Below are 22,760 nucleotides of genomic sequence, written 5' to 3' on the forward strand. Positions count from 1 at the left end.
CCCACATGACCATGGTGGTCTCGCAGTGCCGTGAAGCTTCATCGCGGTGCCCGCGTGTCCGCCCGCCAAAGAGAAACGAAGGCAACGCCCGTGCGCACGTATTCACCGAAGCCCGGCGACGTCGAGAAGAACTGGTACGTCATCGACGCCACCGACGTCGTCCTCGGCCGTCTAGCGGCCCAGGCCGCGACCCTGCTCCGTGGGAAGCACAAGCCCCAGTTCGCCCCCAACGCGGACTGCGGCGACTACGTCATCATCATCAACGCTGACAAGGTCGCCCTTACAAACGGCAAGGCTGACAAGAAGTTCGCCTACCGCCACTCCGGCCACCCCGGTGGTCTGACTGCGGTCTCCTACCGTGAGTTGCTCGCCACGCGCCCCGAGCGCGCCGTGGAGAAGGCCGTCAAGGGCATGGTGCCTCACACCAAGCTCGGCCGCGCCCAGCTCAAGAAGCTGAAGGTCTACGCGGGCGCTGAGCACCCGCACGCCTCGCAGAACCCGCAGGCTTTCGAGATCACCCAGGTCGCCCAGTAAGCGCTCCGCGCCCGGCACCCGCGACAAGCAAAGGACATATCGTGGCTGAGACCACTGTCGACATCGACACGCTGGACGAGGAGAACGCCCCCTCCAGCTACACCACCGAGACCGAGGCCGCCCGTGAGGGGCGTGGCCAGTCCATCACCGCCCCAGGCGCTGGCCTGGGCCGCCGCAAGGAGGCTGTCGCCCGCGTGCGCCTCGTGCCCGGCACCGGAAAGTGGACCCTCAACGGCCGCACCCTGGAGGACTACTTCCCCAACAAGCTGCACCAGCAGCTCGTGCGCGCCCCCTTCACCCTGCTGGACCTGGAGGGCCGTTTCGACGTCGTCGCCCGTATCAACGGCGGTGGCATCTCCGGCCAGGCCGGTGCCCTGCGCCTGGGCATCTCCCGCGCCCTGAACGAGATCGACCGCGACGCGAACCGTCCCGCCCTGAAGAAGGCCGGGTTCCTGACTCGCGACGCCCGCATCGTCGAGCGCAAGAAGGCCGGTCTGCACAAGGCCCGCCGCGCCCCGCAGTACTCCAAGCGCTGACCCGCTTACCTCAGGCTGGCCCCAGCCACAGCACGACGCCCCGCTCCGCTGCCACAGCGACGGCGGGGCGTCGCCGTCGCTGTTCCCCTGCCTGTTCCTCTGCCTCGAGTTGTGCATTTCGGCTCGACTGGTGCTGGAAAACCGCACCAGTCGAGCCGAAATGCACAAGTGGGGCGCGGGCGGGGAGCCAGCCGCAGGTCCAGGCGGGCACGACGACGCTGCGCCGCGCTCACGGGTGCGTGGATGAATCGCATGTCCTCTGGCAGGGATGCGCTCCTGTCAGACACGGCGAATGCCCCGACGGCACGGCAGGTAGCCCCGGCTCTTGCGATGCGCTCCTGTCAGACACGGCGAATGCCCCGACGGCACAGCAGGCAGCCCCGGCTCTTGCGAAGCGCCCCTTCAGACACGGCGAATGCCGGGGCAGGCGTGGAATGATTGCCGTGACTTACACCGGGAACACCCCCAGGAGGACCTCATGGCAAGACTCTTCGGCACCGACGGCGTTCGGGGCCTGGCCAACGACCTGCTCACCCCGGCCCTGGCTGTACAGCTCGGTGAGGCAGCGGCCCGCGTGCTGGCCGCCGACTCCACCACCTCCCGCTCCGGCCGCCCCCGGGCCGTGGTCGGTCGTGACACCCGTGCCAGTGGTGAGTTCCTGGACCACGGCATCAGCTCGGGGCTGGCCTCCTCCGGGGTGGACGTGACCCGCGTCGGCATCCTGCCCACGCCCGCCATCGCCCACCTGACCGCCACCCAGGACATTGACCTGGGCGTCATGATCTCGGCCTCCCACAACCCCTTCCAGGACAACGGGATCAAGTTCTTCGCCCGGGGCGGCTACAAGCTTGAGGACTCCGTGGAGGACGAGATCGAGGCCCTGCTGGGCAAGGTCACCGACCTGCCTACGGGCGCCGGGGTGGGGCGGGTCATCAAGGGTGAGACCGTCGCGGACCAGAACTACATCAACCATCTGGTGGACTCCGTGTCTACCGACCTGACCGGCCTGCGCATCGTGGTGGACGCCTCCAACGGGGCGGCCTCCCACGTGGGCCCCGCCGCCCTGCGCGCCGCCGGGGCGGAGGTGATCGTCATCAACGCCTCCCCGGACGGCCTGAACATCAACGACGCCTGCGGCTCCACCCACCCCGAGCGCCTGCAGGCCTACGTCTGCAACGTGGGCGCGGACATGGGGGTGGCCTACGACGGCGACGCCGACCGCTGCCTGGCGGTGGACGCTGAGGGAAGGCTCGTGGACGGTGACCAGATCATGGGCATGCTTGCCGTGGGTATGAAGGCGGACGGCACCCTGGGGTCCGACACCCTGGTGGTGACCGTGATGAGCAACCTGGGCCTGGTGCTGGCCATGAAGGAGCACGGTATCCGCACGGTCCAGACCGGGGTCGGGGACCGCTACGTGCTGGAGAAGATGCTTTCGGGCGGCTACACGCTGGGCGGGGAGCAGTCCGGCCACGTGATCGACACGATCCACTCCACCACCGGCGACGGCGTGCTCACCTCGCTGCGGATCGCGGCCCGCGTCAAGCGCAGCGGCAAGAGCCTGGCGGAGCTGGCCAGTATCGTCCAGCGGCTCCCGCAGACCCTGGTGAACGTCAAGGGCGTGGACAAGTCCGCAGCAGGCACCAACGCCGCTGTGCAGAAGGCCGTGGCGGAGGCCGAGGAGCGCCTGGGCGACACCGGCCGGGTGCTGCTACGCCCCTCGGGCACCGAACCGCTGGTGCGCGTGATGGTGGAGGCCGCCACCCAGGCGGAGGCGGACGCCGTAGCCCAGGGCCTGGCCGAGGTGGTCAAGGAGAACCTGAGCCTGTAGGAAGGAGATCCTGGGGCAGTGGACTGGAACCTGGTGGTCTGAGCTGCCTGCCGGAAGCAGGACGTCTGCGACCGGGCCCGGCTAGGACGGCACCGCCCGGCGCTAAGCGCGCCGGGCGGTGCCGCGTCTGAAGGAGCCAGCGGCCCCTGCTCAGTCCTGGGCCGGGTGCAGGAGCTCAGCGGGCAGGGACTCCACCAGGCGCAGCCAGATCTCCGAGGCCGTGGGGTAGGCGGGTACCGCGTGGCGCAGCAGCTCCACCGGGACCCGGCCCACGATCGCGATGGTGGCGGCGTGGATCATCTCCCCGGCCTCCGGGCCCACGAAGGTGGCTCCCACCAGGGTGCGGCTGGCCCGGTCCACCACCAGCATGGCCTGGCCGTGGGCGTCGTCGCGCAGCAGGGCCGCCCCGGCGGCGGAGGTGTAGGGGACCGTGGCCGTGACCACGTCCAGGCCCTGGGCCCGGGCCTGGGCCTCCGTGAGCCCGCTGGCCGCCACCTGGGGGTCGGTGAAGACCACCCGGGGCACCGGGACGATCTCCGGGACCTCCTCCGGCGTGCGGCCCGCAGCCAGGGCGGCGATCCGCTCACCAATGACCCGCGCCTGGTACTTGCCCATGTGGGTCAGCGGGTTGCGCCCGCTGGCGTCACCCACCGCGTGCAGCCACTGGGGCAGGTTCCCGGAGGTCACGTCCTGGGCGGTCAGGCCTACCGACTCCAGGCCCAGCCCTTCCAGGGCCGGACGGCGGCCGGTGGCGACCAGCACCTCGTCCGCCTCCAGGACCCCTCCGCCGCCCTGCACCCGCAGCGGACCACCGTGGATCCGGCCCAGCTCGGGGGCGGGGGCGACCTCGTCACGCGTGCAGGACTCCACCTGGAGGCCGGTCACCACCCGTACGCCCAGGTCGGTCAGGGCCTTCTCCACGAGCTGGGAGGCGAAGGGCTCCGAGGTGGCCAGCAGCCGGCCCCCGCGCACCACCATGGTCACCTTGCTGCCCAGGGCGGTCATCCAGGTGGCGGCCTCGCAGGCCACCACGCCACCGCCCACGATCACCAGGCGCTCCGGGACGTCCTTGACGGCGGTCACGTCACGAGAGTCCCAGGCGGCCACGTCGCGCAGCGGGGGCGGCACCACGGGGCGGGAGCCGGTTGCCAGCACGACGGCGTGGCGGGCCTCTACCAGTCGTACCCCTGCTGGGCCGCTGACGGCCACCCGGCGCTCACCCACCAGGCGGCCCCAGCCGCGCAGCACCTCGATGCCGAGGCTCTGCGCCCACCGCAGCTGCCCGGCGTCGTCGTAACGGGAGGTCCACTGGTCTCGGCGCTCCAGCAGGCCGTTGGCGCTGGGCTGGGCGGCGGTCAGGCCCGGCAGGTTGCGGGAGGCGGCGGCGACCTCCAGCGGCCGCAGCAGCGCCTTGCTGGGCATACAGGCGTAGTAGGCACACTCTCCACCCAGCAGCTCGCCCTCGACCAGGGCGACGGTCAGGCTGGTGCCCTGGGTGGCGTACTGGGCGACGTTCTCCCCGGCGGGCCCACCACCGACCACCACGACGTCGTATACCTCGGTGGGCTCGGCAGGGACCGGGCCCGCCAGCGCGCTGCCCTGGGCGGCCTGTGCCGCCACGGTGGTCAGACCGGCGCTCTGGGGAACGAGGTTCTCAGGGTTCTTCGTACTGCTCATGGCCCCGAATACTTGCACACCTGTGGAGCGGCCCGAACTGACCGTGGGGCGCTCAGGCCCGGGGGCAGCAACGAGCAGGCCCGTGGAGGTGCCGGTGCGGCCAGAGCGGGGGAGCGGTGCCCGAGGGCCGTGACCTCAGGACTTGCGCAGCAGGACGTGGCTCATGTGGTGGTTGGCGTCCTTGCGCAGCACCAGGGTGGCCCGGCCCCGCGTGGGCTCGATGTTCTCCCGCAGGTTGGCCAGGTTCACAGTCTCCCAGACCTCCTTGGCGGCGGCCACGGCGATGTCGTCCGGGATGGTCGCGTAGCGGCGGAAGTACGAGCCGGGGTCGCGGAAGGCCGTGCGCTTGAGCGTCAGGAAGCGGTCCAGGTACCAACGGCGGATGTCCTGGGGGTCGGCGTCCACGTAGATGGAGAAGTCGATGAAGTCGCTCACCGCCAGGGCGGAGGAGGGCTCGCCGTCAGTCTGCCAGCGGCCCCGGGGCGCGGGCTGCAGCACGTTCAGGCCCTCCAGCACCAGCACGTCGGGGCGCTGCACAACCACGTGCTCTCCGGGGACGACGTCGTACACGGAGTGGGAGTAGACCGGCGCCTCCACCCGCGGCGCCCCCGACTTCACGGCGGAGACGAAGCCCAGCAGCGCCCGGCGGTCGTAGGACTCGGGGAAGCCCTTGCGGGCGGTCAGCCCCCGCTCCTCCAGGACGGCGTTGGGCAGCAGGAATCCGTCGGTGGTGACCAGGGCCACGTGCGGGGTGGCCTCGAAGCGTGACAGCAGGTGCGCGATCAGCCTGGCGGTGGTGGACTTGCCCACGGCCACCGAGCCAGCCACCGCCACCACGAAGGGCGTGGGTGTCTCCGGCACCCCCAGGAAGCCCGCGATCTGGCGGGCCCGCTGCCGGCTGGTGGCGATGTACTCCTGCAGCAGGGCGGTCAGCGGCCGGTAGACGACGTCGACCTCCGCCAGGTCTATGGGGTCGCCCAGCCCGCGCAGCTTCTCCACGTCGGCCTGCGTCAGGGGCAGGGGCGCGGTGGAGGCCAGCTGCCGCCACTGGTCGCGGCACAGCTCGATGTAGGCGGAGGCCTCACCCTGGCCGGTGCCGGAACGCCCAGGGGCGGCGTCCGTAGGGCTGAAGGAGTCGGTCACCCGGCCAGTCTTACCCATAGGGCGCCGTCGTCCGGCAGGTTTGGTCCACTAGTGGGCAGGGGCACTATCGACGGCGGGCGGCGGCCGCACCCGGCTGAAGCAGTTGAATGATTGATCCACGCATGGTTCGATCACTCCTATGTGTGGAATTGTTGGTCATGTTGGTCCCGCTGACTCAGCCTCCGCAGCCTCGGCAGGAACCCTAGGCTCCAACCGCTCCCTGGAGGTGCTGCTGGACGGGCTCAGCCGCCTGGAGTACCGCGGTTACGACTCCGCTGGCGTGGCCCTGGTCTCCTCGCAGGGCATGGACGTCGTCAAGGTCGCAGGCAAGCTGGAGGGGCTGCGCACCGCCCTGGCCGACCGGCACCCGGCCCCGGCCACCACCGGTATCGGGCACACCCGCTGGGCCACCCACGGCGGCCCCACCGCCGCCAACGCCCACCCCCACCAGGCCGGTGACCTGGCGGTGGTGCACAACGGCATCATCGAGAACTTCCGCCAGCTGCGGGTGGAGGTGGAGGCGGCGGGCCGCGCCCTGGCCTCGGACACGGACACGGAGGTGGTGGCCCACCTGCTGGACCTGGAGCTGGCCGCCCGCCTGGAGGCTGCGGGCTGCCAGCACACGGCCACCGGCTGGCGGGGCCCGGACGGCGCCGCCCCCGACAGCGCGCTGGCCCGCAGGCTGCTGGTGGAGACCATGCGCGCCGTAACCGCCCGCCTGGAAGGCACCTTCGCGCTGCTGGCCCTCACACCGCTGGTTCCCGGGGTGATCGTGGCCGCCCGCCGCTCCAGCCCCCTGGTGATCGGGCTGGGCGAGGGTGAGAACTTCCTGGGCTCCGACGTCGCCGCCTTCGTGTCATTCACCAAGCAGGCTGCTGAGGTGGGCGACGACCAGGTGCTGCTGCTCAGCGCCGACGCCGTCACCGTGTGGGACGCCCAGGGTGAGGTGGTCGAGCCCCGCCGCTGGGAGGTCTCCTGGGACGCCTCCGCCGCCGTCAAGGGCGGTTACGCCACCTTCATGGACAAGGAGATCCACGAGCAGCCCACAGCCGTGGCCGACACCCTGCGCGGGCGCGTGGACCAGAACGGGGAGCTGGTCCTGGACGAGATGCGCATCGACCCCGCCCTGCTGCGCAGCATCGACAAGATCATCGTGGTGGCCTGCGGCACCGCCGCCTACGCCGGGCACGTAGCCAAGTACGCCATCGAGCACTGGTGCCGCGTGCCCGTGGAGATCGAGCTGGCCCACGAGTTCCGCTACCGTGACCCGATCGTCTCCGAGAAGACCCTGACCGTGGCGATCTCCCAGTCCGGGGAGACCATGGACACGATCCAGGCGCTGCGCCACGCCCGCGAGCAGGGCTCCAAGGTGCTGGCCATCGTCAACACCTACGGCTCCACCATCGCCCGGGAGGCGGACGCCGTGCTCTACACCCACGCCGGGCCGGAGGTGGCGGTGGCCTCCACCAAGGCCTTCATCGCCCAGATCACCGCCTGCTACCTGCTGGGCCTGTACCTGGCCGAGCAGCGGGGCAACAAGTGGCCGGACGAGGTGGGCGAGTACCTGGGGCACCTGGCCCAGGTGCCCCGGAAGATCCAGCAGGTGCTCGACGAGCAGGAGCAGCGGGTCAAGGACCTGGGGGCGCAGCTGGCGGACCAGACCTCCTTCCTGTTCCTGGGGCGGCACGTGGGCTTCCCCGTGGCCCTGGAGGGGGCCCTGAAGCTCAAGGAGCTCGCCTACGTGCACGCGGAGGGCTTTGCGGCCGGGGAGCTCAAGCACGGGCCGATCGCCCTGGTCGAGGAGGGCCTGCCGGTGTTCATCATCGTGCCCACCCCGCGCCGCCCGGTGCTGCACGACAAGGTCATCTCCAACATCCAGGAGGTGCGGGCCCGGGGTGCGCGCACCATCGTGATCGCGGAGGAGGGGGACACGGCGGTGGACGCCTGCGCTGACTACGTGATCCGGGTCCCGCAGACCCCTACGCTCCTGTGGCCGCTGCTGACGGTGGTGCCCCTGCAGGTCTTCGCCGCCGCCCTGGCCGCCGCCAGGGGGCTGGACGTGGACCAGCCCCGCAACCTGGCCAAGTCCGTCACCGTCGAGTAGCTCGTACCCCTCAGCGCGGGGCGTCGCCCTCCGCGACGACGAAGGCGAGCGCCAGCGCGCCTTCATGCGACAGGGACAGGTGCCAGTGCCGCACTCCCGCCGCCTGGGCGACCTGTGCCGTGACCCCCTGCAGGCGGAGGCCGGGGACCGCCCCGGGTGGGGTGCTGACCTCTATATCAGTCAGCCGCCAGCCCGTGGGGGGCGCCGCCGGGGAGCGTTGCGGGCCGTGGGCCAGGGCGCTGCCCAGCGCCTTGAGCACCGCCTCCTTCGCGGCCAGCCGCGCCGCCAGGGAGCGGGGGCGGCCTGCGCACAGCTCGCGTTCGCGGGTTGTGAAGAGCCGGTCCTGTAGCCCCGGGTGCCGTTCCAGGCGGGCGGCCAGACGTGCTACCTCTACGACGTCGGTACCTACTGCCACGATCACCACCCCAGTGTGCCTTAGCCCCTCAGGTAGTGGGGCTGCGTCCTGCGGCCCGGTTGGTCGCGGGCCCGCTACTGGTCGACGGCGCCGCCCGACCACGGGAAGATAGGCGCATGAGCCCGCAGTCCCTGACGCTGACCGACACACAGCTGGCAGGCCGTCTACGGGTGCCAGGGGCGAAGGACCACAAGTACACCCGTGGGGTGCTGGGCGTGTGGGCAGGCTCCCAGACCTACCCCGGGGCCGCGGTGCTGGCCTGCGCCGCCGCGGTGCGCACGGGGGTGGGGCTGGTTCGCCTGCAGGCCCCGCAGCGGGTGGCGGACCTGGTGCTGGCCCGCCGTCCCGAGGTGGTGCCCGCTGCCGGGCGCAGCCAGGCCCTGTTGATCGGCCCCGGCATCAGCGCGCAGGACGTGCCCCGCGCGGCAGAGGCCGACGCCGCCCTGGCCCTGGCCCTGGGGGACCCGACCACCCCGCCGCTGCCTGCGGTGCTTGACGCCGGGGCCCTGCCGCTGCTGGCCTGCCGCCTGCAGGCAGGCGCGCGCTGCTGGCCCTGGCACGTGCTCACACCCCACGCGGGTGAGGCCGCCGTCCTGCTTAGTGGCCTGGGACGGCGTACCAGCCGCCAGCAGGTGGAGGAGGATCCGGAGGCCACCGTCCGGGCGCTATCAGCGATGACTGGTGCCACGGTGCTGCTCAAAGGCAACCCGACCCTGGTGTCTGGTGAGGGGGGACAGCTCCTTGTACGCCTGGACCCGGGTCCCGCCTGGCTGGCCACCGCGGGCAGCGGCGACGTACTCGCCGGGGTCCTGGGTGCCCTGCTGGCCGTGGAGGCCGCCTCCTGGGAGAGACCTGACAGTGAGGTTTACCGCGTCGGAGAAGCCTGCGTCACGGGCCGTGGGCAGGCAGACGCTGCCGAGCCGGGGGCTGGCAGTCCGGGGCCCGCCCCGGTGGACCCGTCTGCGGGTGAGCCGCAGGCGGCTGACAGTGCCCCGCTGCTACATGGTTCAACCAAATCGGTGCTGGAGTGTTACCAGGAAGATATAAGTCGAGACTCTGTTGCAATTCCAAGCAATAAAACTGGAGGTGTGAAGGTGTCCTGCCTCACTGGGCTGGTGCCGGTATGGATGCACCCGCTCCTGGTGACCGCTCTTGGAGGGCGGATTCATGCCCGCGCCGCAGACATCTGCGCAGGCACCGGCCCGGGCCGTCAGGGGCGTCCGCTGGCTGCCCTGGACCTGGTGGAGACACTGCCCGCGGTGTTGGAGGCACTGCTGGAGGCAGTGCAAGAATCGGCGTCGTGATCCCACCGCAAGTACCTACCCCTAAGGCCCCGGGCCACGTGCCACCGGGCCTGGATGCTGGTACTGCCCCGGGCGCGGCAACCGCCCGGGCGGTGGTGGACCTGAAGGCGGTGGCCCACAACGCCCAGGTGCTGGCCCGCGCGGCCGCGATACCTTGGATGGCGGTGGTCAAGGCTGACGCCTACGGGCACGGCCTGCTGCCGGTGAGCCTGACCTGCCTGCGGGCCGGAGCCTCCTGGCTGGGGGTGGCGCAGCTGGCGGAGGCCCTGCACCTGCGGGCACTGCTGGACGAGGCCGCCGTCGCCCGCCCGGTTGCTGGTGCTCCGGCCAGCCCGCAGGCGCCCCGGGTGCTGACCTGGATCATGCCGGTGCTGCGCCCCCAGGAGGCAGCGGGGGAGGGCTCGCCGCTGCGAGCGGCACTTGCCGCCGACCTGGACCTGTCGGTCTCCACCAGCGACCAGCTGGCTGCGGTGACGGCGGCCGCCCGCGCCCAGGGGCAGATGGCCCGGGTGCACCTGAAGGCCGACACCGGGATGTCCCGGGCCGGGGCGGTGGCGCAGGACCTGCCTGAGCTGGCCGCCGGTGCACGGCAGGCCCAGGAGGCGGGGCTGATCCAGGTGGTGGGCCTGTGGAGCCACCTGTCGCGGGCCGACGAGCCAGGCAGCGGCTCTACCCAGGAGCACCTGCGGCGCTTCCGCCTGGCTGAGCAGCTGCTGCACGAGGCGGGCCTGCGTCCGCCGCTGCGGCACCTGGCGGCCACCGGCGGGCTGCTGTGGCACCCGGAGACCAGGCTGGACCTGGTGCGGGCCGGTATCGGGCTCTACGGGCTCAGTCCGGCCCCGGAGGTGGCCTCTGGCACGGAGCTGGGGCTGCGCCCGGCCATGCGGCTGGAGTCCCGGCTCCTGCAGGTCAAACGGATCCCGGCGGGACAGGCGGTCTCCTACGGGGGCACCTGGACGGCCCCCACAGACCGTTGGGTGGGGCTGGTGCCCCTGGGTTACGCCGACGGCGTGCCCCGAGCCGCCGCCTCCTGCGGCCCGGTCTGGGCTGGTGGCAGGCGCACCCAGGTGGTCGGCAAGGTCTGCATGGACCAGTTCATGATCGACCTGGGCCCCGTGACGGGCAGCGGAGCGCAGCAGGAGCAGCCTGTGCCCCCGGCGCAGGCCGGTGACCCCGTGGTCCTGTGGGGCGACCCACAGACGCTGCCCGGGGTGCCTACAGCAGACGACTGGGCGCAGGCCTGCGAGACCATCAGCTACGAGATGGTGACCCGGTTGGGTCCGCGGGTGCCGCGCGCATACACAGACAACAGCGATGAGGAACATTCATGACCAGCAGCCACAGCGTCCACGAGCTGACCGTGGAGACCAGCGGACCTGACGGGACCCGGGAACTTGGGGCCCGCCTGGCCCGGCTGCTGCGCGCGGGTGACCTGGTGCTGCTCTCCGGCGGCCTGGGGGCAGGCAAGACCACCCTGGCCCAGGGGGTCGGCGCGGCCATGCAGGTGCGGGGCCGGGTCTCCTCACCCACCTTCATCATCGCGCGGGTCCACCCCGCCACCGGGGAGGGGCCGGACCTGATCCACGTGGACGCCTACCGGCTCAACAGCCTGGAGGAGGTTGACGCCCTGGACCTGGACTCCTCCCTGGACAGCTCGGTCACGCTGGTGGAGTGGGGGGAGGACAAGGTGGAGTCCCTGGCCGCTGACCGGCTGGAGATCACCGTAAGCAGGCCTCATGGTGGCCTGGGGGCAGGGCCTGCGCCAAAGCAGGAGGAAGCTGCCGCTCTGGCCGCCCAGGCGGTCACGGACCTGGCGGAGGCTGATGACGGACGCCGTAGCGTGACTATCAGGGCGGTAGGACCGCGGTGGGCCGGTACGGACTGGTCCTCTGTGGCCGTGACCGGGAGCTGAGAGCCCCAGTATGTGCTGCAGCTATCTTCCCCAACAGGTAAGCCGCTCCTGGCTGGCCCTCACCGGATCACTTCTCCTGGCCTCCGTGCTGGTTCTCCATACCTCCCCGGCCCCCCGCGCGGCCGCGACCGAGGCGGTACCTGCCGCCGTCAGCGAGTGGCTGCGAAGCAGCGCCCCACAGGTTGTGTCAGACGCCACCCCCGGTGGGGTGCCCAACTCAGAGGTCAGTGTCATGGAGCCCGTGCGGGTGTGGGACTGGGACGAGTCCTTCCTGCAGGGAGAGCCTCAGGGTAACGGGGTCAAGGACTCTGAGCACTGGGCTGCCGCCGTGCAGGTGCTGGGGCAGACCGTGGGGGCGGTGCACCTGTGGACGGGGGACGCCCTCCGCTACAGCAGGCGGGTGGCCCCTGGATCCCACCAGGACGCTCCCGCCCCGGCGGCAGCCGCCTCGGCCCGGCCCCGCCTGAGCGCTGTCCCCTTGGCCAAGGAGATGGTCCTCCACGGCGAGTACCTGGCTGACCCGCTCCTAGGTGATGCCTTGCTGAACGCTCTTCTCCAGCAGACCCAGGCGGGTGCCGAAGGCGCAGGGATGGTAGTCCACGACCAGGTGGACCAGTCCTGGTTCGTGGTGCGTGACGCAGTGGTGCGGCCTGTCGGGCAGAGCGTGCTGGCCGGTGAGCTGCCGGTAGGCGTCTACGCCAGGATCGTGCAGGAGCGGCGTGCCGTTGCCGGGCCGGGTGACTTACCGATCTGGAACGGCTGGCTGCCAGGCCCCCAGCTGGTCTGGGTGGCGGTGGGCGGCTTCGGGCTGCTGGCCGTGACCGCGGTGCTGATGGCTTGGCGGCACGAGCGCCAGGTGTCGGAGGACTAGCCGACGGCGGGGCTGCGTTGGCCGTGCCGGTTGCGTTGGCCCGGCTAGGCCCTTGGGCCTCTGGGCAGGGGTGCTGGGGTCGCGGTCCCGGGCCGGGGCTAGGCTTGGGGCGTGCGTGTTATCTCCATCGACTCCTCCCTTGGCACCCAGCTGCTGGCCTGCGACGCCCTCCGCGACCCGGGTACGGGCCGCCTGGAGCTGCGCGTCCTGCACCGTGCCGAGCAGGCTGACCCCCGCCACCACGCCGAGTCCCTGGGGCCCATGCTCGCCCAGGTGCTGGAGCGGCTCGACAGCGACGGGCTGCCGCTGGAGGCGGTGGTGGCGGCCACGGGGCCCGCGCCCTTCACGGGGCTGCGCGCCGGGCTGGTAACCGCCCGGGTCCTGGGCCGCGCCCGGTCAGTTCCGGTGCACGGTGTGCCCAGCCTCGACGCCGTCGCCCGCCTGGCCCTGGACGAGCTGCCTGAGGGCGCCACGGTGCTGGTAGCCACTGACGCCCGCCGCAAGGAGGTGTACGCCGCCAGGTACCGGGCCGCCGGGGCGGACGACGTCGAGCGGCTGGACGGCTTCCTGGTGGCGGCGCCGCAGGAGGCGCTGGACCTGGGGCCCGCCGATGCCGTAGCCGGTTCCGGGGCTCGGCTCCACCCGGTGCTGGCGGAGGGCCGTCAGGTGCTCGCCCCCGTCTCCGGGGACGCTCTGACCCAGGTGCGGGTGGCGCTGGCCCGCCTGGAGCGGCTGCCTGCCGGTCAGGTGCTGGACACCGAGCCCCTCTACCTGCGCCACGCCGACGTGCAGATGTCCGCTGCCCGTAAGCGGGCCCTGTGACCGCCTGGCGCCTGCGGCCCATGCGCCCCGCGGACCTGCCGCAGATAGCCAGGCTGGAGCAGGAGCTGTTTGGTGCCGAGGCCTGGAGCCAGGAGCTGCTGACCGCCGAGCTGGCGGCTGCCGCCGGGGTCCGCGGGCCAGTGGACCGCCGCTACCTGGTGGCGGAGGCCGCTGCCACGGCGGCGGAGACGGTGCAGGCCAGTGGGAGGCCGGATGACGGCGCCGGGCCGGATGACGACGCCGGGCCGGATGGCCGCGAGGGACAGGGGCCCGGCAGCGGCGTCGTCGTGGGCTATGCCGGGGTGTGGACGGGGGACGGGCAGGGGGAGGCGGACCTGCTGACCATCGCCACGGTCCCCGAGCACCGCCGTCAGGGCGTAGCCCGCTCCCTGCTGGAGGCGGCGGTGGCCTGCGCCCGCGCCGCCGGGTGCCCCGCCCTGCTGCTGGAGGTGCGGGAGTCCAACACCGCGGCACAACGGCTCTACCTGGGGCGGGGTTTCAAGCCGTTGGGCAGGCGCAGACGCTACTACACCGCACCTGTGGAGGACGCCTTGGTCATGCGCCTGAACCTCTAGCCCGCGCCTGAGAATTGGCTGACAGGCTTGTCACCAAAAGCCTGTCCAGGGCTGCCGGTGGTGACGTGTGCCCGGCGAGTGTCAGAACCGGCTCCTATCGCAAAGATCCGCGCCAGCAATGGGAATAGTGGCGGTCGGTGGGGCTGCGGTGAACCTGGGGCGGCCAAGGCGGCCAGCCGGGCGCCGTGCACTGGCTAGGGTGTCTTCGTGGCCAAGACACTCTCATCCCCAAAGAAGAGGACCGCCTTCACCACGACGGTCTTCATGAAGCGCATGATGGCGGTCTCCGGACTCGTCTTCCTTTTCTTCGTCGTATTCCACGCCTACGGCAACCTCCACTACTTCCAGGGCGAGGTGGCCTACGACCACTACGCCGTGTTCCTGCGCACCCTGCTGGAGCCGATCCTCCCCTACGAGGGCTTCCTGTGGATCCTGCGCCTGGCCCTGCTGGTGTGCCTGGCGGCCCACGTGCACAGCGCCTACTCCCTGTGGGCACGTAACAAGCGGGCACGTGGCTCGGACCGGTACGCGGTCAAGGTGTCCAAGGCGGACTCCTACGCCTCCCGCTACGCCATGCGCACCATGCGCTGGGGAGGCACCATCCTGCTGCTGTTCATCATCCTGCACCTGCTGCAGTTCACCACCCTGCACTTCACCCCCGGTGGCGAGTACGTGCACGGACGTGCCTACGCCAACATGTACTGGGGCTTCCAGCTGTGGTGGGTCTACCTGGTCTACGTGGTCGCGCTGATCTCCCTGTGCCTGCACCTGTGGCACGGCGTGTGGTCCGCCCTGCAGACGCTGGGGGCCACCCGTCGGCAGACCGTCCCCGGTATCCGGATCATCGCTTTCCTGGTGGCCTTCGCGGTCTTCGCCAGCTTCATGGCGGTGCCCACCGCGATCCTCTTTGGCATGGTGGACGCCCCCATGGCTGCAACCGACTACTACCCGCAGCTGTGTGAGGCGGTCGGCTCTGCGGCCGAGCACGTCTCCCACTGCGCTGCGCTGACCCACTGACCGAGAGCGAGTAAATGATGACTGACCTCATCGATGGCCTCTACAAGCTGGGCGACAAGGTCGCCGACACGAAGGCCCCCCACGACGTCCCCATCGCCCGCAGGTGGGAGCAGCGCAAGTTCAACACCAAGCTGGTGAACCCCTCCAACCGCCGCAAGCTGGACGTCATCGTCGTCGGCTCCGGCCTGGCCGGTGGCGCCGCCGCGGCCTCACTGGGTGAGCAGGGCTACAACGTCAAGGTGTTCTTCTACCAGGACTCCGCCCGCCGGGCCCACTCCATCGCCGCCCAGGGCGGTATCAACGCCGCCAAGAACTACCGCAACGACGGCGACTCCGTGTACCGGCTGTTCTACGACACCGTCAAGGGCGGCGACTACCGCGCCCGTGAGGACAACGTCTACCGCCTGGCCGAGGTCAGCGCGAACATCATCGACCAGTGCGTGGCCCAGGGCGTGCCCTTCGCCCGCGAGTACGGTGGCCTGCTGGACAACCGCTCCTTCGGTGGCGTGCAGGTCTCCCGTACCTTCTACGCCCGGGGACAGACCGGTCAGCAGCTGCTGATCGGTGCCTACCAGGCCCTGGAGCGGCAGGTTGCGGCAGGTACTGTCCAGGAGTTCCGTCGCCACGAGATGGTGGAGCTGATCCTGGTCGACGGGCGTGCCCGCGGCATCATCGCCCGTGACATGGTCACCGGGGAGATCGAGACCCACCTGGCCGACGCCGTCGTCCTGGCCACCGGTGGCTACGGCAACGTGTTCTTCCTGTCCACCAACGCCATGGGCTGCAACGGCACCGCCATCTGGCGGGCCTACCGCAAGGGCGCGTACTTCGCGAACCCCTGCTACACGCAGATCCACCCGACCTGCATCCCGCAGTCCGGTGACTTCCAGTCCAAGCTCACCCTGATGAGTGAGTCGCTGCGTAACGACGGCCGGATCTGGGTGCCCAAGAAGGCGGAGGACTGTGACAAGGACCCGCGCAGCATCCCCGAGGAGGACCGCGACTACTACCTGGAGCGCATCTACCCCGCCTTCGGCAACCTCGTGCCCCGGGACATCGCCTCCCGCCAGGCCAAGAACATGTGCGACGAGGGCCGCGGCGTAGGCCCGGCCATCAAGGAGCGGGACGCGGACGGCAACGAGCGCATGATGCGTCGTGGCGTCTACCTGGACTTCTCTGAGGCCATCTCCCGCATGGGCAAGGAGCAGGTCTCCGCCAAGTACGGCAACCTGTTCGAGATGTACCAGCGCATCACCGGCGACGACCCCTACGAGACGCCGATGCGTATCTACCCGGCCGTCCACTACACCATGGGTGGCCTGTGGGTTGACTACGACCTGGAGTCCAACATCCCCGGCCTGTACGTGGGTGGAGAGGCCAACTTCTCCGACCACGGCGCCAACCGCCTGGGCGCCTCCGCCCTGATGCAGGGCCTGGCGGACGGCTACTTCGTGCTGCCGGACACCATGAACGACTACCTGGCCGACATGCTGCGCCTGGGCAAGGTGGATCCCAACGCCCCGGAGATCGCCGAGGCCAAGGCCGCGGTGCAGGACCGCATCAACCGCCTCATGGCGCTGCGCGGCACCCGCTCCGTGGACGACTTCCACATGGCCCTGGGGCGCATCATGTGGGAGTACTGCGGCATGGAGCGCCGCGACTCCGGCCTGCGTAAGGCGATCAAGATGATCCGCGAGCTCAAGGCCGAGTTCTGGCGTGACGGCCGGGTCACCGGCGAGCCCATGGAGCTCAACCAGTCGCTGGAGAAGGCGGGCCGCCTGCTCGACTTCTTTGAGCTCGCTGAGCTCATGTGCATCGACGCGCTGCACCGCCGCGAGTCCTGTGGTGGCCACTTCCGCGCCGAGTCCCAGACCCCTGAGGGGGAGGCCATGCGTCACGACGACGAGTTCCTCTACGTCGCGGCCTGGGAGTGGGGCGGCGAGGACCAGCCCCCGATCCTCCACAAGGAGGACCTCATCTACAACGACATCGAGCTCAAGCAGCGGAGTTACAAGTGAACATCAAGCTGAAGATCTGGCGCCAGAAGAACAAGAACACCAAGGGCCACTTCGAGGAGTACTCGATGTCCGGCGTCGAGGAGCACATGAGCTTCCTCGAGGTCCTGGACCTGCTCAACGAGCAGCTTTTCCAGGCTGGTCAGGAGCCGGTGGCCTTCGATTCCGACTGCCGTGAGGGCATCTGCGGCCAGTGCGGTGTGGTGATCAACGGGCAGGCCCACGGGCCGATCCGCTCCACCACCTGCCAGCTGCACATGCGCCACCTGGCGGAGGACCCGTCCTTCAAGGATGGCTCCACCATCACCATTGAGCCTTGGCGCTCCACCGGGTTCCCGGTGCTGCGTGACCTGGTGGTTGACCGCTCGGCCCTGGACCGGATCGTCCAGGCCGGTGGCTACATCTCGGTGAACACGGGGGCGGCCCCGGACGCTCACGCCGTGCCGGTGCAGAAGGACAAGGCGGAGGCCGCTTTCGAGGCTGCTGCCTGCATCGGTTGCGGTGCCTGCGTGGCGGCCTGCCCGAACGCTTCCGCGATGCTGTTCACTGGGGCGAAGGTGGCGCACCTGGGCCTGCTCCCGCAGGGGCAGCCGGAGCGGCTCAACCGTGTGGTGAACATGCTCAACCAGCACGACGAGGAGGGCTTCGGCGGCTGCACCAACATTGGTGAGTGCGCCGCGGTCTGCCCCAAGTCGGTGCCGCTGGAGGTTATCGCCCGCCTGAACCGTGATCTGGGCCGGGCCCTGTGGAAGGGCACGGTGGCGCACTCCTGAACCCAGCCCCTTCTGGGGTGAGTGACTGGCTGGCGTTGTGGGGCCTGCGGAGCTTCCGCAGGCCCCACACGTGTCTGTGCTGTACGAGGCTGGTTCCTGGGGTTGGTGTAGACGATCAGGGGCATGCCCAGGCGGGTGTTGAGCGAGGGTGGTTGGCGGGTGATGCCCGAGCCGCCCACCAGCAGGCGGGCGACCTGTGAGCGGGTGATCGTGATGACCCGCTTGCCTCCGGGGTGGGCCGCTGGTTGGGGCCCACCAGGAGCCACAGGCTCAGCCGGAGGCTCCTGGCAAGCGTTCCACACCTGGAAGTACACCTCAGGATCATCCGGAGCAGCACAATAGTCTCTGATGCTCTTTACTTTATGGGAATCTAGCTCTGCCGGATCATATATTTGCTTAATGGGTCCTTGAGTGGCTGGGTCCTCGTTGCGACTTGCTGGAGGAGAAACAACTTCTACCTCTTGTTGTGTACCTACCACGGACACTTCGCTATCTAATGATTGGGCGTCAAATGTCAGATCTGTACCATAGATAGTGCCGTACAAGCATATTGGAAGCAGGGCTGTTGCCGCTGTGTGTGCGCTGATGCTCATTCGACCTTTGCTCCCTGACGAACCGTCCAACGTCCACCTGTGTAGCGCATCCCTAGCTGCAGCTTGTAGTCATCTTCCCCCTCCACTTGCACGATGCTCCCGTCTGCCTTATATCTGGTGGTGGTGCCGGGGTGGGATAAGGTTAAAGTAACGGCAGACAGTTCATATCCGTCAACTGGAGCGGCATACGTAATCCTACTGATTAGTATATCCCAGTGGTCTACCCAGTCGCCTTTGTCATGGATTTCTTTTGTGTTGTCTACAACGGATTTACAGAAGACGCACCCTTCCTCGGTCATTTCTAGCCAGGGCTGGGTGTTACCAGTTGTGAAGGTGTAGGTGTACAGCAGCATGAAGTACTTGGCTGCCTGGGCCGCACCTTCTGGGCTGTTCTCGTCCATGCGCTCCAACCGGGGTGGCAGGGGTGTGGCCAGGGCCTGGTCCTTGCTGGCCTGGGCCTCAGGAGACAGCGAGGGTGCCGCTGACGGGCTGGCCGAGGTGGCAGGTGGTTGGGAGGAGCCTGTGGTCGGGACGAGGGTTGCGGCGGAGGGTGCGGGGGTGGTGCCTGGGGTGACTGTGGTGCTGGCGGATTCTGTGGGGGTCGGTGCTGTGGGCTGGTTGGTGCAGGCGCTGGCTGGTAGTACCAGGAGCGCTGCCGCTAGCGCCCTGGCCCAGGCGTGCGCCCAAGGGCGCGCTGGAGCTGCTCTCCAGCGCTGAGTGCTGGCGGCCTGGCGCCCGCTCGGGACCCTTCGAGGCGGGGGCGGGGCCTCCCTCTGTCTGGTCGTGTCTGTGTCTGCCAGTGGGCTGGTGAGGGTCTGGGGCCTGAGGGTGTTCACGGCGTCGTCAACGGGGCTGGGGGCATGGGCAGAGCTTGTACTTGGCATAGCAGTCTTTCAGGGGCTCAGGGGCTGGGGGTGTGCCTGCCGCGGGACCGGGGGTTTGGTCTGGCAGCCTCTGGTGCGTGGGGGATCTTGTCCGCGGTGATCCGGACCGGGGCGGGGGGCGTACTGGTGGTGCTGAGGGTGAGGGTGGCGCACCACCCCTCCCTTCTGTTGTGGGCGGGAGTGGTGGTGTGGTGTCGCCTCTGCGTCCTGGTCGTGGTGGGTGGTGGTGACGTTGGTGCGGGGGTTTAGCGGCCTTGTTCTTCTTCGGCTTCGTCGGTCAGGACGGCGGTGTAGTCCTTGACGTTGAAGGCGGTGGTGGTGCTGGTGGTGGTGATGGTGCCGGCTACGGGGCGGGTGGTGCCCTCGGGGGTGGTGTAGGTGGCGCTCCAGCTGGTGGTCAGGGTGATGTGCAGTCCTTGGGCGGGGGCTTGGTAGTAGTGGTAGACGCTGTGGTTGGGGTAGGGGTGGCCGGGGTCGGTGGTAGTGGTGGTGGTGCCGTCCCCCCAGGACCAGGTGTAGCTCTTGGGGGTGGCGGTGATGGTGACGGGGGTGCCCAGGACGGTGGTAGACAGGGTCTGGGGGCTGGGGCTGGTGTAGACGATCAGGGGCATGTTCAGGCGGGTGTTGAGCGAGGGTGGCTGGCGGGTGATGCCCGAGCCGCCCACCAGCAGGCGGGCGACCTGTGAGCGGGTGATCGTGATGACCCGCTTGCCCCCGGGGCGGGCCGCTGGCTGGGGCCCACCAGGAGCCACAGGCTCAGCCGGAGGCTCCTGACAAGCGTTCCACACCTGGAAGTACACCTCAGGATCATCCGGAGCAGCACAGAAATTATTCGAGTTACCCACTTCAGGTGGGGCCAGGTCTGAAGGCTCGGGATCGCCTCTGCTGCCATCAGAAGTCAACTGGTTTACCACATCACTATCTTCTTCGTCTAACACGACTATATATGTCTCTGCGTCACCAGTAGTTGAGATAACATTCCCTTCCCCTTGAGCAACCACATCAGGTTCCTCCGCGTGGGCAATACCGCACACGCATGCGGAAAGTATTGCTGTAAGTGCGGCTACCTTGCTTCTGATCATGAGGCGGTCGCTCCTCGGCTAACAACCCAACGGCCGTCTACGTAACGCATCCCAAACTGCAGTTTACGGTCTGTTTCAGAGTTGGTTGCCGCCGTACTCCCGTCGGCCTTGTGCCTAGTAGTACCAGGATTAGAGAAGGTCAATGTGATAAGATGCAGGTCATCTCCTTCCGCTGGCCTGATGTATGAAATGCGACTTATCGAAATATGCCAGTGTTCCAGCCAGTCACCCTTGTCTTGGATGGCTTTGGTGTTGTCGACCACATTTTGACAGAAGACGCACCCTTCCTCGCTTATGTCCTGCCAGGGCTGGGTGTTACCAGTTGTGAAGGTGTAGGTGTACAGCAGCATGAAGTACTTGGCTGCCTGGGCCGCACCTTCTGGGCTGTTCTCGTCCATGCGCTCCAACCGGGGTGGCAGGGGTGTGGCCAGGGCCTGGTCCTTGCTGGCCTGGGCCTCAGGAGACAGCGAGGGTGCCGCTGACGGGCTGGCCGAGGGGGTGGGCGGCCATGGCAGGCCCGCCGCCGAGGCAGAGGCCTCGGCCGAGGCGTAACGCTCCTTGGCCCGCGCAATCGCCTCCTCCCGCGTCAAGGTCGGCTTAGCCTCGGGCAAGCGATTACCCCCACAGGCACTGACCGGCAGCACCAGCACCACCACAGCCAGCACCCCCGCCACCAGCCGCCAACCCCGCCCAGCAGACACCTTACGCACACCACGCCCGCCGTCGACTCCCTGCACGAACAAACGCAACCGCCCCAGCACCGCACAAGCAGCACCCAGCCAATGGCCTACAGACCCCCGCCGCGAACGCCCACCACCGTCTGAGGCATGCTTGGGTGCTCGCGTCTGAGTTGGTGCGGCAGAAGCGGTGCGCAGCCAGTACTTTGCAGCGCCAGGCTGCGCGCACCCACCGCTGCCGAGGCCCTGCTCGGGTAAACGACGCTCCGCTTCCTGCCTCCTATGGTGCTCGGCCTGGGACCGCGCGCAGCGCAAGCCCTCCCACGGATTCGGCTTGCCAGAATGGCGGCTTCCTCCTCCTGTAGGTGGAGCATCTTGTCGGCAGGCCTCGCTCGCCTCGGCTGCCCCACGGGTCGGGGTGGGGGTGCTGGTGTCGGCGAGCACGGTTGCGCTAGCGGGCACAGAACTACGCACGGCTGTCCTCACAAAAGCTCAGGGAGATGACCAGGGTGGCGGCCCTCATCGGCACAGACGGAGACCTTGCCACCCGCCCAAACAGGCACAAGCAGAGTTTAACCATCCTCAACGGCCACTGGGGTGACCTGTGGACAACCAGTTTGAAGAACAGCGCTGCCGGTAGTCGCGCCGTTTGAGCCCCGGATAGTCATCAGGGCTCAGCAGATAGCAAAGACCAGTGCACGGTCCGCAGACCAGCCACAGTGTATGGCGGCTAGCCTGCAGAAGATGGTCTGGAGCCCGCGTCGGCTAGAAGGCAGGGCCAGCAGAGCTGGGGTGACTGTTCTGCGACCTGGGCTGCAGCCACTACCTTGGTTGCGGCTTACCTGTACCCTCCGCCTCCGCAAGGGCAGTGCTGGCGGCTGCGTCGTCTAGCGCACAGCGCCAGCGGAGCTGGGAGACCTGCCGGAAGGGCCGGGGCGAGGGTCAGAAGACCGGTCGCGCGCACCAGTGTCAGCCGCCTGCGTACCAGCAGAAGACGATCGGGCGCCACCGCCAGCACCGGCGCGCACGGCTACGCCGTCGACCACGATGCCGATCCGGTGCCGTAACCAGGTCTCCGAGTTCCAGAGGGTCCCGACCGCCCAGGAGCCGCCAGCAGCCTCCAGCGCCTCCAGCTGCAGATGCGTGGCCACCACCGTGTCAACCAGCAGGTCAGCCAGAACCAGTGCCTCCTCAGCAGGCAGCCCGCCAGCCTCCAGCCCTGCACAGGTAGAGCCGACCACCGTGGCGAACACCGAGTAGGCCCAGGGGGAGGACATGAGCACGTGCGCCAGCCCCGGCCTGTGCTCCAGCTGGTCCCACCACAGCTGGCTGTACCGCTCGGCCACCTCCTGCCAGGAGCCGGACAGGTCGTCAAAGCCCGGCAGGCACTCCTGGGAGATCCGTTCCAGGCAGGCGCGTAGCAGGTCCTCGCGCGAGTCAATCACCCGGTACAGGGCAGAGGTGGGCACCTCCAGGCGGCCCGCCACGCCCACCAAGGTGAAAGTGGTCAGGCCAAGAGACAAAGCCGTGTCCACCACATCGTCGCGTGTCAGGGCAGGACCGTGGTCTGGGTTCAGGGGCTCACGCGACATACCTTTAAGATAACCGCTTTTGTAATGTGGTCGTTATCTGCCTGGTTGGGGTGCGCTGGCTGGCGGCAGTGAGAACAGTCTCGGTCCTGCTGGGTGGGCGGTGGGTGGCACCGCTGGTCAGGTTGTCCCAGAGCGCCGGGTTGCAGCACGGTTCCTGTGCCGGTTGCTGGCCGTTCCCTGGGTGCTGCGCGGTTCCTGTGCCGGGTTTTGTCACTGGTGGAGGATTAGAAGCCGGTGGCTGGGGGTGGGTGACGGGGCTGTTGTTGGAATCATGCGGTTCTTGAGGAGGGGTTGTGGTGGCTGGCGGGCTCTAATCCTCCGTCAGTGACAACTTCTCAACGGCATCCCAGTGCCGACGCTGGTGTAGAGGGCGCCCGATCCTGCTGATGGAGGAGGTGCCGGG

Annotated in this window: 20 protein-coding genes; 13 read left to right on the forward strand and 7 right to left on the reverse strand. The window is 69.1% G+C overall.

The annotated features are described in order from the left end of the window. Positions 1–90 precede the first annotated feature (90 nt). The 3 genes from rplM to glmM all read left to right on the forward strand — a co-directional run bounded on the left by rplM (position 91) and on the right by glmM (position 2,901). Positions 91–534 carry a 50S ribosomal protein L13 gene (gene rplM / locus JG540_RS02560; protein ID WP_200276819.1) on the forward strand — a complete coding sequence of 148 codons (444 nt, stop codon included), beginning with the start codon at positions 91–93 and terminating at the stop codon, positions 532–534. A 41-nt stretch (positions 535–575) separates the two neighbouring features. Then, positions 576–1,070, forward strand: a complete 495-nt coding sequence (gene rpsI, locus JG540_RS02565; RefSeq protein WP_200276821.1) for a 30S ribosomal protein S9 — start codon at positions 576–578, stop codon at positions 1,068–1,070. A gap of 478 nt (positions 1,071–1,548) precedes the next feature. Beyond that, the gene (glmM, locus tag JG540_RS02570) at positions 1,549–2,901 is read left to right on the forward strand and encodes a phosphoglucosamine mutase (protein WP_200276824.1); all 1,353 of its coding nucleotides are present in this window, start codon (positions 1,549–1,551) and stop codon (positions 2,899–2,901) included. Between the two features lie 150 nt (positions 2,902–3,051). Here the strand turns inward: glmM and JG540_RS10540 are convergent, their stop codons facing one another. Together JG540_RS10540 and coaA are read right to left on the reverse strand one after the other, a co-directional pair. Next, entirely contained in the window at positions 3,052–4,578 is a 1,527-nt protein-coding gene (locus JG540_RS10540; protein ID WP_200276826.1) for a dihydrolipoyl dehydrogenase family protein, read from the reverse strand. Positions 4,579–4,713: 135 nt separating this feature from the next. Continuing rightward, entirely contained in the window at positions 4,714–5,721 is a 1,008-nt protein-coding gene (gene coaA, locus JG540_RS02580) for a type I pantothenate kinase (RefSeq protein WP_234042873.1), read from the reverse strand. Between the two features lie 139 nt (positions 5,722–5,860). On the opposite strand from coaA, the gene glmS reads away from it, so the two are divergent. Beyond that, complete coding sequence (glmS, locus tag JG540_RS02585; RefSeq protein ID WP_200276832.1) at positions 5,861–7,825, forward strand: glutamine--fructose-6-phosphate transaminase (isomerizing); 1,965 nt, start codon at positions 5,861–5,863, stop codon at positions 7,823–7,825. Positions 7,826–7,835: 10 nt separating this feature from the next. Here the strand turns inward: glmS and JG540_RS02590 are convergent, their stop codons facing one another. Further along, on the reverse strand, positions 7,836–8,246 hold the full coding sequence (locus tag JG540_RS02590; RefSeq protein WP_200276835.1) for a holo-ACP synthase: 411 nt from the start codon (positions 8,244–8,246) through the stop codon (positions 7,836–7,838). Between the two features lie 110 nt (positions 8,247–8,356). Between JG540_RS02590 and JG540_RS10650 the strand changes: the two genes are divergently transcribed. The 9 genes from JG540_RS10650 to JG540_RS02635 all read left to right on the forward strand — a co-directional run bounded on the left by JG540_RS10650 (position 8,357) and on the right by JG540_RS02635 (position 17,529). Further along, the gene (locus JG540_RS10650) at positions 8,357–9,544 is read left to right on the forward strand and encodes an ADP-dependent NAD(P)H-hydrate dehydratase (RefSeq protein WP_200276837.1); all 1,188 of its coding nucleotides are present in this window, start codon (positions 8,357–8,359) and stop codon (positions 9,542–9,544) included. Beyond that, entirely contained in the window at positions 9,544–10,875 is a 1,332-nt protein-coding gene (gene alr / locus JG540_RS02600; protein ID WP_407648350.1) for an alanine racemase, read from the forward strand. The genes JG540_RS10650 and alr overlap by 1 nt, the downstream gene beginning before the upstream one ends. Beyond that, complete coding sequence (tsaE, locus tag JG540_RS02605; protein ID WP_200276840.1) at positions 10,872–11,456, forward strand: tRNA (adenosine(37)-N6)-threonylcarbamoyltransferase complex ATPase subunit type 1 TsaE; 585 nt, start codon at positions 10,872–10,874, stop codon at positions 11,454–11,456. The genes alr and tsaE overlap by 4 nt, the downstream gene beginning before the upstream one ends. A gap of 85 nt (positions 11,457–11,541) precedes the next feature. Further along, entirely contained in the window at positions 11,542–12,327 is a 786-nt protein-coding gene (locus tag JG540_RS02610; protein ID WP_200276843.1) for a hypothetical protein, read from the forward strand. A 111-nt stretch (positions 12,328–12,438) separates the two neighbouring features. Continuing rightward, entirely contained in the window at positions 12,439–13,149 is a 711-nt protein-coding gene (gene tsaB / locus JG540_RS02615; protein WP_200276846.1) for a tRNA (adenosine(37)-N6)-threonylcarbamoyltransferase complex dimerization subunit type 1 TsaB, read from the forward strand. Continuing rightward, entirely contained in the window at positions 13,146–13,724 is a 579-nt protein-coding gene (locus tag JG540_RS02620; RefSeq protein ID WP_325133255.1) for a GNAT family N-acetyltransferase, read from the forward strand. The genes tsaB and JG540_RS02620 overlap by 4 nt, the downstream gene beginning before the upstream one ends. Before the next feature lie 264 nt (positions 13,725–13,988). After that, complete coding sequence (locus JG540_RS02625) at positions 13,989–14,741, forward strand: succinate dehydrogenase cytochrome b subunit (protein WP_200278000.1); 753 nt, start codon at positions 13,989–13,991, stop codon at positions 14,739–14,741. Between the two features lie 17 nt (positions 14,742–14,758). Next, positions 14,759–16,759: a fumarate reductase/succinate dehydrogenase flavoprotein subunit gene (locus tag JG540_RS02630; RefSeq protein ID WP_200276849.1), complete on the forward strand. Its 2,001-nt coding sequence runs from the start codon at positions 14,759–14,761 to the stop codon at positions 16,757–16,759. Next, positions 16,756–17,529, forward strand: a complete 774-nt coding sequence (locus tag JG540_RS02635; protein ID WP_200276852.1) for a succinate dehydrogenase/fumarate reductase iron-sulfur subunit — start codon at positions 16,756–16,758, stop codon at positions 17,527–17,529. Before JG540_RS02630 ends, JG540_RS02635 begins: the two co-directional genes overlap by 4 nt. Positions 17,530–18,118: 589 nt before the next feature. On the opposite strand, the gene JG540_RS10545 is transcribed toward JG540_RS02635, so the two are convergent. The 4 genes from JG540_RS10545 to JG540_RS02655 all read right to left on the reverse strand — a co-directional run bounded on the left by JG540_RS10545 (position 18,119) and on the right by JG540_RS02655 (position 22,357). Beyond that, on the reverse strand, positions 18,119–19,006 hold the full coding sequence (locus tag JG540_RS10545) for a DUF6318 family protein (RefSeq protein WP_267977946.1): 888 nt from the start codon (positions 19,004–19,006) through the stop codon (positions 18,119–18,121). A gap of 245 nt (positions 19,007–19,251) precedes the next feature. Next, positions 19,252–19,806 (reverse strand): zinc transporter, encoded by a 555-nt coding sequence (locus JG540_RS02645; RefSeq protein WP_200276858.1) that lies wholly within the window; start codon positions 19,804–19,806, stop codon positions 19,252–19,254. A 278-nt stretch (positions 19,807–20,084) separates the two neighbouring features. Continuing rightward, positions 20,085–20,762: a DUF6318 family protein gene (locus JG540_RS02650; RefSeq protein WP_200276861.1), complete on the reverse strand. Its 678-nt coding sequence runs from the start codon at positions 20,760–20,762 to the stop codon at positions 20,085–20,087. 890 nt (positions 20,763–21,652) lie between these two features. Beyond that, complete coding sequence (locus JG540_RS02655) at positions 21,653–22,357, reverse strand: TetR/AcrR family transcriptional regulator (protein ID WP_200276864.1); 705 nt, start codon at positions 22,355–22,357, stop codon at positions 21,653–21,655. Between the last annotated feature and the right edge of the window lie 403 nt (positions 22,358–22,760).

The sequence above is a fragment of the Actinomyces weissii genome, from assembly GCF_016598775.1.
GTDB classification, from domain to species: Bacteria; Actinomycetota; Actinomycetes; order Actinomycetales; family Actinomycetaceae; genus Actinomyces; species Actinomyces weissii.

Coding starts and splice junctions, on each gene's coding strand:
- JG540_RS02630 (WP_200276849.1), top strand. CDS start 14,759: ATGACTGACCTCATCGATGGCCTCTACAAGCTGGGCGACAAGGTCGCC.
- JG540_RS10650 (WP_200276837.1), top strand. CDS start 8,357: ATGAGCCCGCAGTCCCTGACGCTGACCGACACACAGCTGGCAGGCCGT.
- tsaE (WP_200276840.1), top strand. CDS start 10,872: ATGACCAGCAGCCACAGCGTCCACGAGCTGACCGTGGAGACCAGCGGA.
- JG540_RS02655 (WP_200276864.1), bottom strand. CDS start 22,357: ATGTCGCGTGAGCCCCTGAACCCAGACCACGGTCCTGCCCTGACACGC.
- JG540_RS10545 (WP_267977946.1), bottom strand. CDS start 19,006: ATGCCAAGTACAAGCTCTGCCCATGCCCCCAGCCCCGTTGACGACGCC.
- JG540_RS02625 (WP_200278000.1), top strand. CDS start 13,989: ATGAAGCGCATGATGGCGGTCTCCGGACTCGTCTTCCTTTTCTTCGTC.
- JG540_RS10540 (WP_200276826.1), bottom strand. CDS start 4,578: ATGAGCAGTACGAAGAACCCTGAGAACCTCGTTCCCCAGAGCGCCGGT.
- glmM (WP_200276824.1), top strand. CDS start 1,549: ATGGCAAGACTCTTCGGCACCGACGGCGTTCGGGGCCTGGCCAACGAC.
- glmS (WP_200276832.1), top strand. CDS start 5,861: ATGTGTGGAATTGTTGGTCATGTTGGTCCCGCTGACTCAGCCTCCGCA.